This window comes from Magnetococcales bacterium (assembly GCA_015231925.1).
Taxonomy (GTDB): Bacteria; Pseudomonadota; Magnetococcia; order Magnetococcales; family JADGAQ01; genus JADGAQ01.
In genome coordinates, this window is the sequence record JADGAQ010000089.1 from 1 (window position 1) to 16,489 (window position 16,489).

The following is a 16,489-nucleotide window of genomic DNA, read 5'->3' on the forward strand; positions in this document are numbered from 1 at the left end:
CCAGGGGCGAGTCCAGAGCTTTTAGAGAATAGTGGCCAGGAGAGAAGAAAATGGGTGGAGCGAACCATACGCCAAACGGAAAATTCTCCGCTCGGTTCGACTCCCGAAGAGGAGAATATTCCAATTTCTTTTCGATCTGGCGAGCGGGATTTCAGGAAGGCAACCTGTTTATGGACCAGGGGAATCGGGGAAGGTTAAAAAAAGTTCTTCAGCCCCTGTCCGTCACCTGCTCAGACCGGGGGGACTGCACGCCATGACTCTTTCATGCGCCTCTTCCTGGTCGATCCCGATCCGGCTGCATACCGTTGACCGGGGGTGCGTGGAAGTTCTCGAAGACCAGGAGGGCAGGGGGGTGCCATCGACCCTTTCTGAGGCCTGTACCAAAATGTAGGATACCGTCCTCTCATGGCTTCTGGCCATTTTTTCAAAACAGCGCGAGGGCGGTTCCGCAATGCCAAGTTCGTTCATGCTCCTCCTGTGGACCATGATGGCCCACTTCTTCAGTCCCCGGCATAATGCCGAAATCCGGTTCCTCAAGGCTCAGATCCGCATCCTTCAAGCGCGAGTAACGACCAAGCGCATTTCCCCGTCGCCAGAAGAATAATCGGAACTTCTCCGCATCGGAGCCGAGTGCGCCCACAATGTCGCCGACCTGATGGAGATCGTCAAGCCCGCCACCCATCGGCGCTGGGTCAGCCAGTCCAACCAGGACCAGCCTTTCAAGCAACTCGGACGCCCCCGTCTGGCCCAGGAACTGCGGGACGCCGCCATCCTCATGGCCAAGGAGAACATCCTCTGGGGCTATCGGCGCATCGCCGGGGAACTCAAAAAGCTGGGGCTGTATGCCGGAGCCACCACAGTCAAGCGGATTCTGCGGGAAGCCGACATCCACCCAACCCCCGAGAAGGAGAAGAAGAAACCGCCGCTGCCTTGGCTTACCTTCCTCAAGGCTCACCTGGAATCCGTCGTGGCCTGCGATTTCTTCACCTGGGACGTCTTCACCCCCATGGGCAAGATGACAGCCTACGCCCTGGTCTTCATCCATCTGGGTAGCAGGCGGGTCCATTGCAGCGCGCCGACCTATTCCCCCGACAGTGCCTGGGTAACCCAACAGGCCCGCAACGCCTTGATGTGGTGCGATGAGCAAGGCATCAAAGCCCGATTCCTGATCCGTGACGCCGACACCAAGTTCTCCGGCCCCTTCAACGAGGTCTGGAAATCAGAAGACGTTCGGGTCATCCAGATTCCCCACGGAGCGCCTCAGGTGAACGCATACGCGGAATCCTTTGTGGCCAGCCTAAAGCGCGAACTGCTTGATTTCTTTGTCTGTTTCAGTCGATCTCAACTCGCCTATATTCTGAAGACCTGGATCCACCATTACAATACCGAGCGACCTCATTCAGGCGATGGCATCGGGAACAACGTCTTGCAAGTGAACTTCCGGCCCCAGGAGACTGGGACGATCCGCAGCAGGGAGTCCCTGGGAGGAATCATCCGGTCCTACCATCGGGCAGCAGCGTGACCATTCCTTGGTTCCAATAAATCGGCTACATTTGGGCTATCGTTATGATAGAGAAGGCTTCCTATATTTTGGTACACTCCAATCATTCCCAAGACGAAGCTGACCTCCTTACCGGATCAGTCGGGGCGAGTTTCTGCCAGCTTCGCCAGTACCGTTTCAACCCTTTCCACCAACTCCTGCACCCGCCCCAACCAGTCAGCGATATCAAGGCCAATATCCATGCCATCGAGAGATTCGTACCGGAATTGTACGGCGAAGGGTGACAGCTCGGCGAAGTCCCACAGCGGTTCGACCTCGACCCCCAGCGTTTCCAATTGCTGAATCAGGATGCTCAGGCTGTGGGCGCGGGGCGGCTTTTGTCCGAGGAGCGCGAGCCAAGCCTTGAGCGCTTTTTCCACCGCTTGTTGGGCGTGAAAGCCGCAGGCTTCCACGGGGACAGGTTCCGCATGGGCCAGGATCGTCATCGCCCGGAAATCCTTGGCGGCCATGGTCAACAGTTGGCGGGCGGTTTCACGGTCGCTCATACAGTACCCGCCCTTCCTGCAAGGCCTGATGGATCAGATGGCAGGCCGCGCTACGGAAACGTTCGATCTCCTCGCGGCTGTAGACCAGGATGTCCGTGGCCAAGGGAAACCGCCCCATGGCTTTTTCCAGGCGCGCCATCTCCCGGTAGCGGCTGCGTTCCGGACCAAAGGGCGCGGACTCCACCACCAGCAGATCGAGATCGGAATCAGCACGCGCCTCGCCTCGGGCGTGGGAGCCGAAGAGAATCACCTGTTCGGGATCCACCGCCGCGATGATGATCCGGGTCGCTTCCGCCAACAATTCCTGGGTCACGCCGGTCATGGTTTCCACCTTTCCGCATGAATGCCCCGAGCAGCCAAGATTTCTTCAACATTCTTGAAATGCAGGGCGAAACGGCGGTAGAACCAAACTGCGTGGCCGATGATCTCGCCAGGAAAGCGGTAGCCATGATAGAGTTCTGGGGTCGTATCCATGCCTGCATGCTACCATGGTTTGAAGGGGTTCGCCAACTTGACAGTGTTCCTGGTTGTGATGGACTCCCCGTCTTCGAACAGGGAGCGCACCTGTCCACCGGCGAGATAGGACTGCCCACGGGAAAAAGACTGGGGGCCTGCCAGGCGACGCAACGCATCGGAGGTCACCAAGGCAGCAAGGCCCGATGAGCCACTCACTTTGCATCCCCTTCCACTCCATCACGGGTGCGATAGGCTTGATCCGGATGGTTCGGACGGTCAGGATACAGGGACTCCAGTTGCCCGGACTTCACCAGTTCACGGAGAAAATTGGGGCGGACGTAGTCCGGGGAGCGGCCAAGCATACCGCTCAGGGTGCGCAGAGAGAGGTGGCGTCCCCGGCACAGGGCCAGGATTACCGCGTGGACATCCCCCCTGCCAACCTTGCCGCGAGTCCGGATGCTGGCCGCCTGATCCAGAAGTTCCTTCGGCAAACCTTCGGACCCCGGCGGCAAACCTTCGGACCCTCCGACCAAACCTTCGGACCTCCCGTCAGCCTCCTCCACAAGCGCAGCCCCTGCCTGGACCGTGTACCAGGTCCACCGCTGTTTGCCATGGGATTCCAGGAAGCCTTCCCGGACCAGCCCGCGCAGCATCCTTGTCAGGTCACTGGGGTGCGTTTCCGTGAGTTCCCGCAGGCGATTGTTGGAAACCCGCCCCTCCAGCAGGGCTGTGGCCAGGGCCAAGCGTGCTTCCTGATCCAGGGCGGCGAGCCGTCCGGGGAATCGCCGCTCCAGTTCCTCGCTCACCTCGACGGGAAACAGGCTCAAGGTGGTCAGGGTCAACCGGGTTTCGTGGAGTTCGTGATCCTCCTCCAGCAAAGGGGCACGCCAGTGCTGTTCGCGCCAGGCCTGGACGATGCGCGGGAAGCCGGAACCGGCCTTCTCGCCCGCGCCGATCATCTGGAACATCCGTTGGATGGCAGGATTGCGACAGTCGCTGCGTCCGCCGATGCGGACCTGCTCCCTGGGGATGCGCAGGGTGCCGGGGTTGATGAACTCGAACCGGTTGGGGGCGCGCCGAATCCGAATGCCGCCGCGACCGGCATGGTCGGCATGGATCAGGGCATTGACCAGGGCCTCGCGCAACGCCTCGTGCTGGGGCGTGTCATCCCGGCGCAGGAGATCCTGCCCCAACCGAAAAGGAATTCGTACCCCATCACGCAGTTTGGGGACCACTTTGCGGTAGAATTCGAACAGATTGCCGGGCCAGGTGCCGTCCGGGGTGATTCGGTCGAGCCAGCGCATCCCCGCCGGGTCGGAAGGCTCGGGAAGGTGTTGATAATCCAGGTGGAAGGCGGGCAGGCGGTCGAGGATGCTCCGCTGTTTGCCGAACATCAGCAACCCGGCCAGGGTCGGGCCTTCCCGGTTGGAGGTGCGTTCCCGCCCCCAACCTCCCAACTGCCGCAGCATCTCCCGGTCATCCCCTGCCAGGAAGGGATGACCGGGAGATTGGGTGCGGAACAGGTTGCGAAAGGCCGCCAGACTGTCCGGCTCCAGATCGTCCAGACCGTAGCCGTCCAGGATTTCTCCGTCACGCGGCGACTCCTCCGCTTCGGCCAGGAACCGCCGTACCTCTTCGTCGGAGGTGCGGTGATCGCCGTCGTGGCGGCGGACGTAGGTTCCCTTGAGGGGATTGCCGTTCAGAAAGACCGGGCGCTGCCGCCGTTCGGCCTGGGGAACGCGGATGAGGAGGATGGCGCGCCCCTCCAGATCGATCCGCTCCACGTCCTGCCGTCGCAGCAGGTTGCGGTTCACTTTGTTGGGGTCGTTGACCTGATTCCAGAAATCCCGCTCCACCCGGTCGAGGTCGGGAATGCCGACCGCTTGAAAATGTCCGTCCCTGCTTTCGCGTACACCGAGCAGAATGATCCCGCCCTCGGTGTTGGCCATGGCGCTGTAGGTTTCCCACAGACTGGCGGGCACCTGCCCGCGACCATCCCGCCCACCGGCGGTCTTCGCCTCGCAGTCCCAGCCTTCGCGCAGGGAATCAAGGTCGATGGGCATGCTCCGTCTCCGGACTCGTTTCCCTGGATGGAATGCCCATGAGAATATGCGACCCTCTGCGATCAGACATGCACTTCACTTTCATGATTCACGGCAAGCCCGAATCCGTTCCGGAAAAATTTCATTTCTGGAACAATATGTTGACAGCCATATTTCCATGCGACTTGTTCGACGATGGATGCCATGACCGGAGGGCAGACGCCGTTTCCGAGCACCTTGAACCGGTCCCGGCGACACCCCTGCGACAGGACGAAGTTGTCGGTGAATCCCATGGCGCGTTTCAGTTCCGAAACCTGCAGCATTCGCAGGGTGGGAATACCGTTTTCCCACTCCACCAGACCGAACCGATCCAATGTTGTCAACGTCCTGATTGGCCGTTCCAGGGATTGCCAGCCGCCCGCCGCGTCGCTGCCGTAATATACCACCAGGAACGGAATGCCCTTTCCCAGTTCCTTGATGGCGCGTCCCGCCCGTTCCAGAGTTGGGAGGGCGCGCTTGCCGTTGTCCAGAGGACTCCTCCTCCATACACCGCATGGATCAAGGATGTCCCTTGCTATCTGTGTGGCTGACCGGGAAGGCATGATCACCGGAACCTCTGCTGCCTCTCTGTCACAGACTATGAAAAGACGTCGCCGGTTCTGGGGTACACCGAATCCGGCCGCATCCAGCGTTTGTTCCCCGACGGAAAATCCCCGGTTGCGGAGTTCCCCGATAAACTCTCGGTACCGTTCCCACCGTTTCATATGGACAACGTTCTCGATGATCACCCATCGGGGGCGGAAGTGGTCGATGAATTTCAATACGAGGAACGCTGTGTTCCGGCTGTCGTCACACCGATCCCTGTTGCCTCTGGCGCAGGTATGGCTGGTGCATTCGGGAGATGCCAGAATCATGTCGATCCGGCCCAGGTTCCCCAACCATGAATAGTCTTTGTCTTGGGAAAATTTTCCTGACAGTCTGGCCATATTATCCTTGGAAAACCATCTCCCTGTGCTTGGCGAGGAACTCTCTGCTTGGGTGAAATTTTTCAGGCAAACGAAGTGGTTTCCCTTCATAAGCGCTAAAATTTACCTCGATCGCATCATTCGGCAGGAATTCCATAAATCTCTTACTCAATAACACGCACATATTCTCATCAAACGCTATCAACCCCTGATCAAACGCTGCATCATGCATTCTGGACAAACAAAGGCCATTGGACGGGTTGATGCGGTGTTCTGGAAAATCGGCCCACGGCAATATGTGGCTTGCTATGAGTAATTCAGGAATTTGGATACCGGAAATACAGCATCTAACACTATAATCTATTAGCACCGTCCGCCTGAAGAATCTTTGAGATAATCTAATGCTAACTTCACGCCTTCCTTCAGTAGGACCTGATGGTTGAACTAATGCGCTATCTTTACATTTACTAATGGAGAAATCATCAGGTATCGCATGCGTCTTGATTTGTCCCTCTACTCTGTTCTGCCATAGAGACTCGCTTTCCTCTGCCATATTCTCCCAACCAGAATGGAATTCGTTCCAAACGCTCAAATCCAACTTGCTTGCACCAGATAATCCACGCACCCCACGGGATTTTTCCTTGGGATCAAGAGAAGTAAAATTATTCATCTTCATGGCAACACTACTCGGTGTTCTCCCTAAAACAGAAGCGAGCTGAATGACTTCCGGAGATCTTTGATGCTGCCTCCCAAAAGGGATCCGGCAGTACAGGTTCATTATCAGTAATAATTCGTCCCGTGACCATGGTTTACCCGCTGCCATGGGAGTCTTCCATATTTTTAAGTGTTGGATCGAGCCAAAGAGATAAACGCACTGTCAGTATTTGAATAACATGTTTTTTATCTACGGATTGACGCCATTTTTCTTCTAGCTCCAACACACAATCAACGACTCTAATAATATTTTCTGATGTGATGGTAGAGTACAGACGCCCTGTCTCGTTCTGTATTAGAAGTTGCGACATTTCCAACACAGTGTCGAAATCGCTTTTCATACCTAACCCGAGATAAATGATAGCAATCGCCCCTTTTCCCTTCCTCTCAGATTACGATGCGGAAAGCAACCGGGTCAAGCCATGGGATCTGTTCCTGCGGGACCACGGTGCCACATCCACCCCAGAAGAGGTGTTCCGGTCTCTGGATGGCGCTGCAGTGAGGATGAAAGGATATGTGCTTCCCCACAAGGATCGGTTGGATGAGAAGCAGTTCGTCCGTAGGGGAGGACCGAGGGGCTGGACGGCCCAGCAAGGATTTTATGTCTACAGGAACCGCCGTCTCCTGGTTGCGGAAAGCTGGCTTGGCCTTGGCCATGTCAGGCAATGGACCCAGGAGGAACCCACAACAGCCTGCGCAGCCAGACCCAGATGCGTCTGGACGAAGGTTTCCTTGGATACGAATCGGCACAAACACCTTCACGAGGTGTGCTGCAACAGGAGTTTCACCCGGTTGGCGTCGGGCTGATCGACTCCGATCCCTCGATCAGCCCGTACTGCTTCACAAACCGCAGCACGTTCGGGGACATCAGTCGTCGGGTGGCTGGTCAGCTCGGTTTCACTCCCGGTGAAAGACCGGTCCTGTTTGTGGTGAAAAAGAATGCCTCCGTTCTGAAAAACCTTCTGACATGGATCAGGCGCGCCGCCGACGAGAGGGATCCGGAAACCGGCAGGCCGATACTGAAGAATGTGCCGCTGCTGCTGATCGATGACGAAGCCGACCATGCCTCTGTTGACACGGGCCTCCAGGAGTACAACGAGGACGGGGAACCGGACCAGGATTATGATCCAAAGGTCATCAACGGGTTGATCCGACGCATCCTGCATTCATTCAACAAGAGTGCGCTTGTCGGGTATACGGCCACCCCCTTTGCCAACATTTTCATCCACGACAAGGGGCGCACGCTGGAGGAGGGAGAAGATCTGTTCCCAAGGAGCTTCATCCTGAACCTTCCGGCTCCTTCCAACTATTCCGGTCCGGCCAGGATCTTTGGACTGGAACCGGACGTCGGGACAGAACACGGTTCTTCGCCTCTCCCGTTGGTTCGGCATGTCACGGACCATGCGATATCGGACTCCGCAGCGGAACGTATCGGTTGGGCGCCCCCAGGACACAGGAATGGTCACCGTCCCCTTTATGACGGACGGGATGAAATCCCCCCTTCCCTGAGGGAGGCGATCATGGCCTTCATTCTGGCTTGCGCTGGCAGACGGGCCAGGGGACAAACAGGCGTCCACCATTCGATGCTGGTCCATGTCACCCGATTCACCTCGGTCCAGAGGGCTGTCAAACGACAGGTGGAAAAAGAGGTGCAGGTCATTGAGCGCCGCCTCAGGCATGGCGAAACGGGAACATCCTCTTTCAGGGAAGGATTCAAAAAAATGTGGGAGGAGGATTTCCTTCCAACCACGTCCCGCGTCATCCGGGAGACGGGCGACAACCATCTTCCGGTTCTTTCATGGAAAGCGGTGGAACCTCACTTGCTGGATGTTCTTGATGATGTTCGCATTCGGGAGATCAATGGCACGGCTGGGGACGTGCTCGACTATGAGAATCACCGCCAGACCGGATTGGCCGTCATTGCCATCGGAGGGGACAAGCTTTCCCGGGGGCTCACCCTGGAGGGGCTTTCGGTCAGTTACTTTCTCCGCTCGTCCCGCATGTACGACACCCTGATGCAAATGGGCCGGTGGTTCGGATACCGTCCGGGCTACCTGGATTTGTGCCGCCTGTTCACAACCCGGGAGCTGGATGAATGGTTCCAGCACATCACCGAAGCCAATGAAGAGCTGCGGCAGGAGTTCGACCACATGGTGGCCATCGGCGGTACGCCGAGACAATACGGTTTGAAGGTGAAATCCCACCCTGCCTTGATGGTCACCTCCAGAGTGAAGATGCGCCATCATGCCACCCTTCGTCTCTCCTTTGCCGGTTCTCTTTCGGAAACGGTGGTCTTCCACCGCCAGCCCGAGGTGTTGGCTGCGAATCTGGCGGCAACCGAACGGCTCCTCACGTCCCTCGGACCTGCTGCGGAAACAGACCCGGTGCGAACCAGACCGGCAGGCAGGCAGGAGCGTTGGAAACAGACCACTCTGTGGAACGGTGTCAGTCCGGAGCGCGTGACCGGTTTTCTTGGAGACCACAGAACTCACGAAGCCGCCGTGAAGGTGAACGGGGAGTTGCTGGTCAGATACATCGAGGCGCAGAATCGGGTGGGGGAACTGACTGACTGGACCGTGGTCCTGGTGTCCGGAGGGAATGGCGGAAGGACGACCGTGGCCGGGTTTCCTGTCGATCTGCTCGAACGGTCCCCCAACGAGCGGTGTCACGACATGGACTCTCAGAAAAGACTTGGACGTTACATGATCCGCCGACTGTTGGCTCCACGCGACGAGGCCATCGATCTGGACCAGAATGCCTACGAGTCCGCCCTGGCACGAACCGTTGAAGCCTGGCATGCCGACCCGGGACGTTCCCGACGCCGGGAGGCTCCTGACATGCCCATGGGACCGTTCATCAGGGAAATGCGTCCTCCGCAACGGGGTTTGCTGCTGCTCTATCCGCTTGCTCCGGCAAAGGGTGGTTTATCCATTCCCGGTCCGCTTATTGGAGTCGGGATCAGTTTTCCGGCCAGCTCTTCTGCCAGCCAGGTGGAGTATGTCGTCAACAACATCTATTCCGAAATGGAAATGGGGTCGACGGAGTGACCATTATCGGTGATGCCTGGAGATCGATAGGTGCCTCGACCTGTTCTTCTTCGGGGTGGGACGCCCGGCGCGTGTATCCGGCATCCGCTTGTGACATCTTTGCAGCCCTTGGACAACCCGGTGCCATTCCCGGCCTGCTGGTCGAGCTTGAATCACGAACGGTCCCGACATCCATCCGCTTTCCACGATCTGTGGGTTTCACTGTTCATCCCGAAACCGTGATCCCGGGTCCGAACGGAAAAGTCCGGCTTTGTCTGGTGCTTGCCGACAACCGGTATGGCGATGTGTTCGAGGTGCTGGTCGAGGATGTTGCCGGAGCTGTGGGAGAGGCTTCATCGGACGCCGAAGGACTGCGTGTGTTCGTGGCAAGACTGAACATCTGGCAGGCATTCATGCAGAAACATGGCCCGGACGGATTGGGACCGGACGAACAGGCCGGTCTGTTCGCCGAACTTGTCCTGCTGGAGAAACTGGCCGGAAACCTTCCTGCCGGGAATGTCACCGGTTCCTGGAAGGGGCCGTTGGGGGGTATCCACGACTTTGATTTCGGAGGGCGTTGCCTGGAGGTGAAATCCTCTTCGACCCCGTCACGTCCCGGTTTCACCGTTTCCAGTCTGGTCCAGCTTGACGAGACGCGGGTCGGGTTGCTTCTGCTGTGCCATGCCATGCTGGATATCGGCAGCGGAGAGAACGGTGACACCCTGCCGGAACTGGTCGAGCGAATCCGGAACCGCGTGGGCGGGGAAGATGTCGCCGCTCTGGCCCGGCTTGATGGACTCCTGATCCAGGCCGGTTATCTTGATACCCATGCAAGCCTCTACGCCTCCCGACGATTCATGGTCGTTTGCCTGCGCTGGTTCAGAGTGGCGGGCGGGTTCCCAAGGATCAGGCCGTCCGATGCAAGACCCGGAATCGTCTCGGCCAGTTATCAGGTTTCCATAGACGCCTGCGCTTCCTTTGCCACGGAAGAACAGGAAGCCGTTCACCTCCTTCTCGGTACCGACCATGGATGACGAACTGCGAAAATTCGTGATTGATTTCAATGCCGAGGTTTTGGATCGAGCCATGGGGGGCGGGGATGGTCAGGGAGATTTCAAGGAAACCGCTTTCACTGAACTCGTCCTGGAACATCTGGAGGAGGACGGATTCACGGAAACCCCGCATCTGGCCTATTTCGAGGGTCGGGTTGGGAAATCCATTGCCAGGGTCAACGGCTACGCTGTGAACGAAGAGGAAGACACGCTGGATCTTTTCTCGACAGTTTTCCTGAATGCCGGTGAACCTGCACGGATTCCCCCCGATGAATTGAGAAAAGCCGCCGAGCAGCCGGTTCGCTTTTTCGACGCGGCTTGCCGGGAACTGCACAAGACCATGGAACCGGCATCGGAATCTTTCGCCATGGCCGGGAGGATTTGCGACCTGAAGAAACAGATCAATAATGTCCGGGTGTTCATCCTGACGGATGGAGTGTCCGGAAAGAAAGAAATCAATCCGATGGCACTCCCCGGTGGCATCCAGATCAGTTTTCATGTCTGGGACATCGAAAGGCTGTTCCGCATCCTGCAATCCGGGCGTCCCCAGGATGAGATCGTGATCGATTTCGTGAAACTGACCGGGGCCCCTCTGCCCTGCATTCGGGTTCCATCCGACCTGCCCGAGTATTCGGCCTGTCTGGCCATTCTGCCGGGGGAAACGCTGTTTCGGATGTACGATCAGTTCGGGGCCAGATTGCTTGAGCGCAATGTCCGGTCGTTCCTCCAGGCAAGAGGCAAGGTCAACAAGGGCATCAGAACCACCCTGCGCGACGAACCGGCCCGGTTTCTGGCCTACAACAATGGCATCTCGGTGACCGTCGAGTCTCTGGTCACCACCACCCTGCCTGGCGGGGGGCTGGGCATCGAGTCGGCCAAGGGATTGCAGATCGTCAACGGAGGTCAGACCACGGCATCCATTCACAGGGCGAAACGGTACGACAAGGTGGACATTTCACAGGTATTTGTCCCGACAAAGATTACCGAGCTGCATCCCGACCTCCTGGATGCCTTTGCCCCGAAAATTGCCGAATATGCGAACACCCAAAACGTTGTTCAGATGGCGGATTTTTCTTCCAACGACCCGTTCCACATCGCCATTGAACGGTTGTCGAACTCGGTGTGGTGTCCCGGCGAGCAGGGGCGGTGGTTCTACGAGAGAGCACGCGGGCAGTATCAGATCGCCAGGGCCGATGCAACAACCCCTGCCCAGAAACGTCAGTTCAACGAACGCACGCCAGTGGCGCGCAAGTTCACCAAGACTGACATGGCGAAATTCCTTGATTCCTGGGAGCAGCGTCCCCACATCGTCAGCATGGGTGGACAGAAGAATTTCGTGATGTTCATGCAGGAACTGCGGATTGTCCGTCCGAAAGGCTGGGTGCCGGACGACTTGTACTACCGGGAGATGATCGCCAAGGCGATCATTTGCAGACAATCCTATCGCATTGTTTCCCAGGAAAAGTTTCCTGCCTACCGGGCCAACATCGTAGCCTATCTGGTCAGTGCGCTCTCCTTCCGGTCATCCGGACGGTTCGACCTTGGCTCGGTCTGGGAGCGGCAGGACATCTCCCCGGAACTTGCGGACCTGCTTCGCTCATGGTCACACCTGATCAGTGCGGAGATCATCGCCTCGGCGGCAGGCCGGAACATCACCGAATGGTGCAAGAAGGAAGCCTGCTGGAAAGCGATCCGGGACATGCCCGAACTGTCCCTGCCGGACAGGTTGCCGCCCGAGTTGCAAAGCAGAACCGTGAAGACCTCCGGGTGGGGGAACAAACCGGAAGAGAAACAGGTGGTTGTTTCCCCTGATGAGCTGGACGCCATTGCCCGCTGCAAAAGGATCGAGGCCGAAACCTGGATGAAAATTGCCACATGGGGACTGAAAAGCGGTGTGCTGGATCAGCGACAGCGGAAGGTGGCCTCGACTCTGGGTGGTTACGCAGCCAACGGCTGGTCCAGGGAGCCGTGGTCCTCCCAGGCCATGGATGCAAGAATCATCCTGAATCTGGCTGTGGAACATGGCATCATTGCCGATGTTTGACTCCTTGAGGGAGGTGGACAACTACTCCTGCCACTGCTTTTCCCAATCATCACCCGGAAACAGATCATCGCAGGTATCGGCCTGGGACGCATCATTTCCGGGAGGCTTTTCATTCTCCCACTCCCGGGCCCATCCCTGCTTACCGATTATTCCGTCAAGATCGGATTCCCCGGCCTCATTCTTTTCGCCATCCTTGCTGCAATTGTCCTGCAACCGATCCATGAATTCCTTGTATTCCCCGCCATCAACCCATCCTTTTCCGGAGAGGGGGATGGTGGCACCGGCTGCGATCAGCAATTCTCTTGCCCCGCCCGATCTCCAGGACAGTTTTCCTTTGGAAGCCAGCTCCCCGGAAAGGATTTCGAGTATCCTGTCGGCTTCGGGACCGGGCAAATGCCTCTCCTGCCAGTGCCTCGCAGGTTGGATCGCCCCCATTGCAATCAGCAGCGCCAAACCGCCTGCGCATTTGTGACTGTCGATCCGGGTCAATCCGGCCCTGTTGAAGGAAATCCAGCTCAGGCTTCCCGTGGCGCGCATCAGCAACAGGGCGGAAAGCAATTGATCGGGAGTGACCTTGCCAGGATCAAGGGAGTGACGACAGGGAACGTCCAGCTGGTAACGTCCGTGCTGTTTTTTCAGCCAACGCCATTTTTCAAGTTCGTCAGGCGGGCAGTCCCACCGGGAGGGGCTGGAAACAGCCAACAGCGAACCGTAAAGCTCGCTGCTGCAATGTGCCATTGCCAGATGGCACAACGCCCTCTCGAACCGGAAGTCCCAGGCCGGGAACAGGGACATCGGTTCCCCGGCTTTGCGGGCCATGGCGTACCACCGGCATTGCTCTTCCGTCATCAGGGAGGAAGGATAGCGTCTCCCGGTGTTTCTGATGAAAGCCAGATGTTTCGGCAGGCCGTACACTCCAGGGGCCAATCGCATGAATTCTCCGGCCGTCTGGAGGACAGCGCCAAGACTGTTGATCGAAATACCCACCGGAAGAGACTCCACCCCTTCGGCTTTTATATCATTGAAGCGCATGGGACCCCTGACATCAAGCAGGTCCGTCAGCCATTGTTTCACCCCCATGACATCCGGTCCTGGATCCTCTTCATCCTGCGGTTCTGCGTACACAATGGGGACATCATCCACCAATACGGATGCCTCAGACTCGTCCATGGGAATGCCGGGCGGTGTAACAGCAAACCAGAAATTGTCAAACACCTTTTTGAAAAGGCCGGGCGCACGTTCCATTGTCAACTCTGCAATGCGCAAGAAACAACCATCCTCCGGAAACTGCCGCTCGTATTCCGCCAGATGGATGCGGAAGTCGATCAAACGTCTGCTCCGGGATGCCTGCAGCATCTTGTAAAATCGAACTGTTCTTTTTGCCTGGACACCAAAGTGTCCCTTCACAAGATGGCCCTCAAAAATTCGGAGTTCCGAAACAAGACGGATTGCCCTGCGCATCCGCTGAACGTCCATGCCGGTCGTCTTTTCTGCCTGCCCGATCGGCATGGGGAACAATCCCTCCCTGGCCAATTCTGCCATGAGGCGCACGTCACTTCTGAACTCATCGGCGGGGATGTCATTTTTCAACCATCCACCAAGGACAGGACGACCGGTGGCCTTGAGCCAGCCGTGAACGCCATCATGGACCACATCGAGGGCCAGACGGAGCAGACCGTTGGAGCGGATTGCCTCCGTCTCCATGCCTTCCGCAGGAATGAATCCGGTATCGCCGGACAGGTTTGACCATAGCTGCATGGATTCGGCATCGAGAAGATTGCGAAACAAAGCGGCATTCCTGGGCACCCCAAGACGCTTGATGGCTCCGGATTCCACCTGACGTACCCGTTCACGGGTGACGAAAAATTCCCTGGCCACGTCCTCCAGAGCCTGCGGTGCAAAACCGTTCAGTCCGTATCTTCGCAGGATGACATCCTTTTCCTTGATTGAGAGGGCATGAACAACCGGCAATACCTGCTCGAGAACGTCCCGGAGTTCTGTCGGTTCGGAAAAGAGGGCATCCAGGTCGACCTCTCCCCCGAAGTCGGAGGGAAAAACCATGTCCGCGAAACGGTGGAGTACCCCTGCAGGAACATCTCCTCCGACCAACTCCTCAAGCGTCACAGAGTCGGCCAACTCGCGATTGCCGGAAACCTGTCCAACCCGCAATCGAATGATCTGTTCAATCGTTTCCTCAATTTTTTTCAGTGACTTGCGACCGAAGCTCCACTGTTTCAGAAGACGGGTGTGTATCTCCTGGTACCGCTCGACAAACTCGCCGATGGAGCAGACGTCGCCGAGGGAGTCGACGCCCTTTCTGACCCTTTCTTCGACCCCGGTATGCCTGAGAGCCGCCTGCAACGGAACGTTTCCCAACAGGCGCAGAATGTTGTCCCGCCCCTGATCGCTTGCCCTTTTTGGCAAAGGCTCGTCGTATTCTGGATCCTCTCTCTGCAGAGCCTCCCCGGATTCCACATATGTTCTGACCAGGGCATCCAGTTCCAACGCAGTCTTCCTGCCCAGATTGGGTATGGACAACATTTTCAGGATTCCCTTGTCGCCTGCCTGGACGTATGCTCCGACCGTCTCGAATGGAAGATCCTCGTTGTTGGCGATGCAATTTCCCAGACGAACAGAGACGTCACTTGCCAGGACCAGCTCCCTGATCCCGGTTCTCATGATGTTCGATCTGGTGTGGTTGTATTGAAAGTCCATGCCGTGTTTCCGGAGCGGTTTCACACGAAAAACAACTATAGTTTATGCCATTATGCAGTCAGCATAATGAATTCTGATGGCCTCCGTATCATTCCGCATCCCCATTGGATGGATGGTGTACACCGGAGAATTGCCAAAGGGTCAATTTTTCCAGAATGCGGGGCTTTCGACTTTGCCATGGACCTGTTGTTTTTGCTGCCCATCCCGCACAGGTCAATCTTGATTTTCCCCCGGATTATGCGACATTGCTGATGTGAACACACGGAAATCCGGTCCAGCAGAGTCAACAGGCGGGCGTCCTTGAGATGCCTGCGCAGCAAGATTTTGAGAATGGACTGATCCATGCTCTCGAAATATTTTTGCACGTCGCATTTCAGGAAAAAGGCATGCCTTCTGCCGGGATCCTGGGCATATCGCACGGCGGCATGAGTGCCCTTGCCGAGGCGACAGGCGAAGGTGCGGGAAATGAGGCTGCGCTCGAATGCGGGTTCCAGCAGGTTCATGATGGCGTGATGCACCACCCGGTCGCGGAAGTCGGCGGCGGCGATGCTGCGGCGCTTGGCTTCGAAGACCTCGAAGGTGCGATAGGGGCGGGGAGACCGGGAGCCGCTCTGCAACTCCTCCTGGAGGGAGAGGAGTTCCACCTCAAGGGCGAAGCAGAGATGGGCGATGCGGGTTTTGTCTTTCTTGCCGCGCCAGGCTTTGTGGGCTGCCTGCCAGAGGTTGGCGAAGCGGACAATGCGGTCGAAGAGGTTACCGGTTCGTTTCACGACGATGTGGTAGCGGGGCCTGCCAGAAAGGTTTCCACGTCGAGGGAAACATCCTTGGCGATCTGGCGAATCAGAACAGGCGACACATCCCTTCCCGGGTGGACGGGCAGGGTTGTCTGACGTCCGTCGGCATGTCGCCATTGTTGGTGGGAACCACGCTGGCGCACCATTTCGAAACGCCACGCACGCAAAAGGCAGCCAACTCCCGCGGGGAAAGGGGAGGAATACGGCCCATCGTCAGGCTACCTGGATTCGTTGTGTGCCAACGAACTCGGACTGCAGGTGGGGTTCTCCGCCTTCCAGCAGCAAAGCAATCACCTCTTGAAGATTGGCTTGCAACTCATCAAGGGTCTCCCCTTGAGAATGGGCACCCGGAAAACCGGGGACGTGGCCCACATAGTATCCCGTATCGGGACAACGCTCGATTACGGCATCATAGATGCGCATTCTCTTTTCCCCCGTTTTCCTGCTGTTTCATCCAGCCGCCGAGCATCCGCCCGATCTCCAGGAGATGGCGCACGGCGTATTCGAAAGCGTCATGGGAAAGATAGTGCTGCTCGTGGCTCAGGCGCAACAGGACGCGGATTTTTTCCAGGCGCGGATTGGCGCGTTTGAGGATTTCCTGTTTGCGGTGGGAGTGGCGGGCTTCCACCGGATCC

14 protein-coding genes and 2 pseudogenes are annotated in these 16,489 nt (G+C 57.5%); 4 read left to right on the plus strand and 12 right to left on the minus strand.

Translation table 11 applies throughout. The features are described from left to right. The first annotated feature begins 451 nt into the window (after positions 1-451). Positions 452-1,522 (plus strand): annotated as a pseudogene (locus HQL56_10975) (transposase). 116 nt (positions 1,523-1,638) lie between these two features. On the opposite strand, the gene HQL56_10980 reads toward HQL56_10975, so the two are convergent. The 7 genes from HQL56_10980 to HQL56_11010 form a co-directional block, all read right to left on the minus strand. Further along, positions 1,639-2,046 (minus strand): HEPN domain-containing protein, encoded by a 408-nt coding sequence (locus tag HQL56_10980; protein MBF0310039.1) that lies wholly within the window; start codon positions 2,044-2,046, stop codon positions 1,639-1,641. Then, positions 2,033-2,368, minus strand: a complete 336-nt coding sequence (locus HQL56_10985) for a nucleotidyltransferase domain-containing protein (GenBank protein MBF0310040.1) — start codon at positions 2,366-2,368, stop codon at positions 2,033-2,035. The genes HQL56_10980 and HQL56_10985 overlap by 14 nt, the downstream gene beginning before the upstream one ends. Further along, a complete protein-coding gene (locus HQL56_10990; GenBank protein MBF0310041.1) occupies positions 2,365-2,520 on the minus strand; it encodes a hypothetical protein in 156 nt (51 codons plus the stop codon). Before HQL56_10990 ends, HQL56_10985 begins: the two co-directional genes overlap by 4 nt. A gap of 9 nt (positions 2,521-2,529) precedes the next feature. Continuing rightward, positions 2,530-2,718 carry a hypothetical protein gene (locus HQL56_10995; protein ID MBF0310042.1) on the minus strand — a complete coding sequence of 63 codons (189 nt, stop codon included), beginning with the start codon at positions 2,716-2,718 and terminating at the stop codon, positions 2,530-2,532. After that, entirely contained in the window at positions 2,715-4,565 is a 1,851-nt protein-coding gene (locus HQL56_11000; GenBank protein ID MBF0310043.1) for a putative DNA binding domain-containing protein, read from the minus strand. The genes HQL56_10995 and HQL56_11000 overlap by 4 nt, the downstream gene beginning before the upstream one ends. A 62-nt stretch (positions 4,566-4,627) precedes the next feature. Then, positions 4,628-5,530 (minus strand): DNA cytosine methyltransferase, encoded by a 903-nt coding sequence (locus tag HQL56_11005; GenBank protein ID MBF0310044.1) that lies wholly within the window; start codon positions 5,528-5,530, stop codon positions 4,628-4,630. A gap of 1 nt (position 5,531) precedes the next feature. Next, positions 5,532-6,332, minus strand: coding sequence for an HNH endonuclease (locus HQL56_11010; protein MBF0310045.1), 801 nt, complete (start codon positions 6,330-6,332; stop codon positions 5,532-5,534). 556 nt (positions 6,333-6,888) lie between these two features. On the opposite strand from HQL56_11010, the gene HQL56_11015 reads away from it, so the two are divergent. The 3 genes from HQL56_11015 to HQL56_11025 are packed head-to-tail and all read left to right on the plus strand — an operon-like array spanning position 6,889 to position 12,345. Then, positions 6,889-9,270: a Z1 domain-containing protein gene (locus HQL56_11015; protein MBF0310046.1), complete on the plus strand. Its 2,382-nt coding sequence runs from the start codon at positions 6,889-6,891 to the stop codon at positions 9,268-9,270. Continuing rightward, positions 9,267-10,283 carry a PD-(D/E)XK motif protein gene (locus HQL56_11020; GenBank protein MBF0310047.1) on the plus strand — a complete coding sequence of 339 codons (1,017 nt, stop codon included), beginning with the start codon at positions 9,267-9,269 and terminating at the stop codon, positions 10,281-10,283. Before HQL56_11015 ends, HQL56_11020 begins: the two co-directional genes overlap by 4 nt. Then, entirely contained in the window at positions 10,276-12,345 is a 2,070-nt protein-coding gene (locus HQL56_11025; protein MBF0310048.1) for an AIPR family protein, read from the plus strand. Before HQL56_11020 ends, HQL56_11025 begins: the two co-directional genes overlap by 8 nt. 21 nt (positions 12,346-12,366) lie before the next feature. On the opposite strand, the gene HQL56_11030 is transcribed toward HQL56_11025, so the two are convergent. The 5 genes and pseudogenes from HQL56_11030 to HQL56_11050 all read right to left on the minus strand — a co-directional run. Continuing rightward, positions 12,367-14,886, minus strand: coding sequence for a hypothetical protein (locus HQL56_11030; GenBank protein MBF0310049.1), 2,520 nt, complete (start codon positions 14,884-14,886; stop codon positions 12,367-12,369). Between the two features lie 224 nt (positions 14,887-15,110). Then, positions 15,111-15,830, minus strand: a complete 720-nt coding sequence (locus HQL56_11035; GenBank protein MBF0310050.1) for a Retron-type reverse transcriptase — start codon at positions 15,828-15,830, stop codon at positions 15,111-15,113. Further along, positions 15,827-16,065 (minus strand): annotated as a pseudogene (locus HQL56_11040) (type II toxin-antitoxin system HicA family toxin). The gene HQL56_11035 and the pseudogene HQL56_11040 overlap by 4 nt, the downstream one beginning before the upstream one ends. 2 nt (positions 16,066-16,067) lie before the next feature. Continuing rightward, on the minus strand, positions 16,068-16,277 hold the full coding sequence (locus tag HQL56_11045; GenBank protein MBF0310051.1) for a type II toxin-antitoxin system HicB family antitoxin: 210 nt from the start codon (positions 16,275-16,277) through the stop codon (positions 16,068-16,070). Continuing rightward, positions 16,264-16,489 (minus strand): hypothetical protein (locus HQL56_11050; GenBank protein ID MBF0310052.1); only part of this gene is annotated, 226 nt, incomplete at its 5' end. The genes HQL56_11045 and HQL56_11050, both read right to left, overlap by 14 nt.

Excerpts from the sequence above, each read along its gene's own strand:
- HQL56_11045 (MBF0310051.1), bottom strand. The coding sequence starts at position 16,277 with ATGCGCATCTATGATGCCGTAATCGAGCGTTGTCCCGATACGGGATAC.
- HQL56_10980 (MBF0310039.1), bottom strand. The coding sequence starts at position 2,046 with ATGAGCGACCGTGAAACCGCCCGCCAACTGTTGACCATGGCCGCCAAG.
- HQL56_11015 (MBF0310046.1), top strand. The coding sequence starts at position 6,889 with ATGGACCCAGGAGGAACCCACAACAGCCTGCGCAGCCAGACCCAGATG.
- HQL56_11000 (MBF0310043.1), bottom strand. The coding sequence starts at position 4,565 with ATGCCCATCGACCTTGATTCCCTGCGCGAAGGCTGGGACTGCGAGGCG.
- HQL56_10990 (MBF0310041.1), bottom strand. The coding sequence starts at position 2,520 with ATGGATACGACCCCAGAACTCTATCATGGCTACCGCTTTCCTGGCGAG.
- HQL56_11025 (MBF0310048.1), top strand. The coding sequence starts at position 10,276 with ATGGATGACGAACTGCGAAAATTCGTGATTGATTTCAATGCCGAGGTT.
- HQL56_11030 (MBF0310049.1), bottom strand. The coding sequence starts at position 14,886 with ATGTTGTCCATACCCAATCTGGGCAGGAAGACTGCGTTGGAACTGGAT.
- HQL56_11010 (MBF0310045.1), bottom strand. The coding sequence starts at position 6,332 with ATGGCAGCGGGTAAACCATGGTCACGGGACGAATTATTACTGATAATG.
- HQL56_10985 (MBF0310040.1), bottom strand. The coding sequence starts at position 2,368 with ATGACCGGCGTGACCCAGGAATTGTTGGCGGAAGCGACCCGGATCATC.
- HQL56_11005 (MBF0310044.1), bottom strand. The coding sequence starts at position 5,530 with ATGGCCAGACTGTCAGGAAAATTTTCCCAAGACAAAGACTATTCATGG.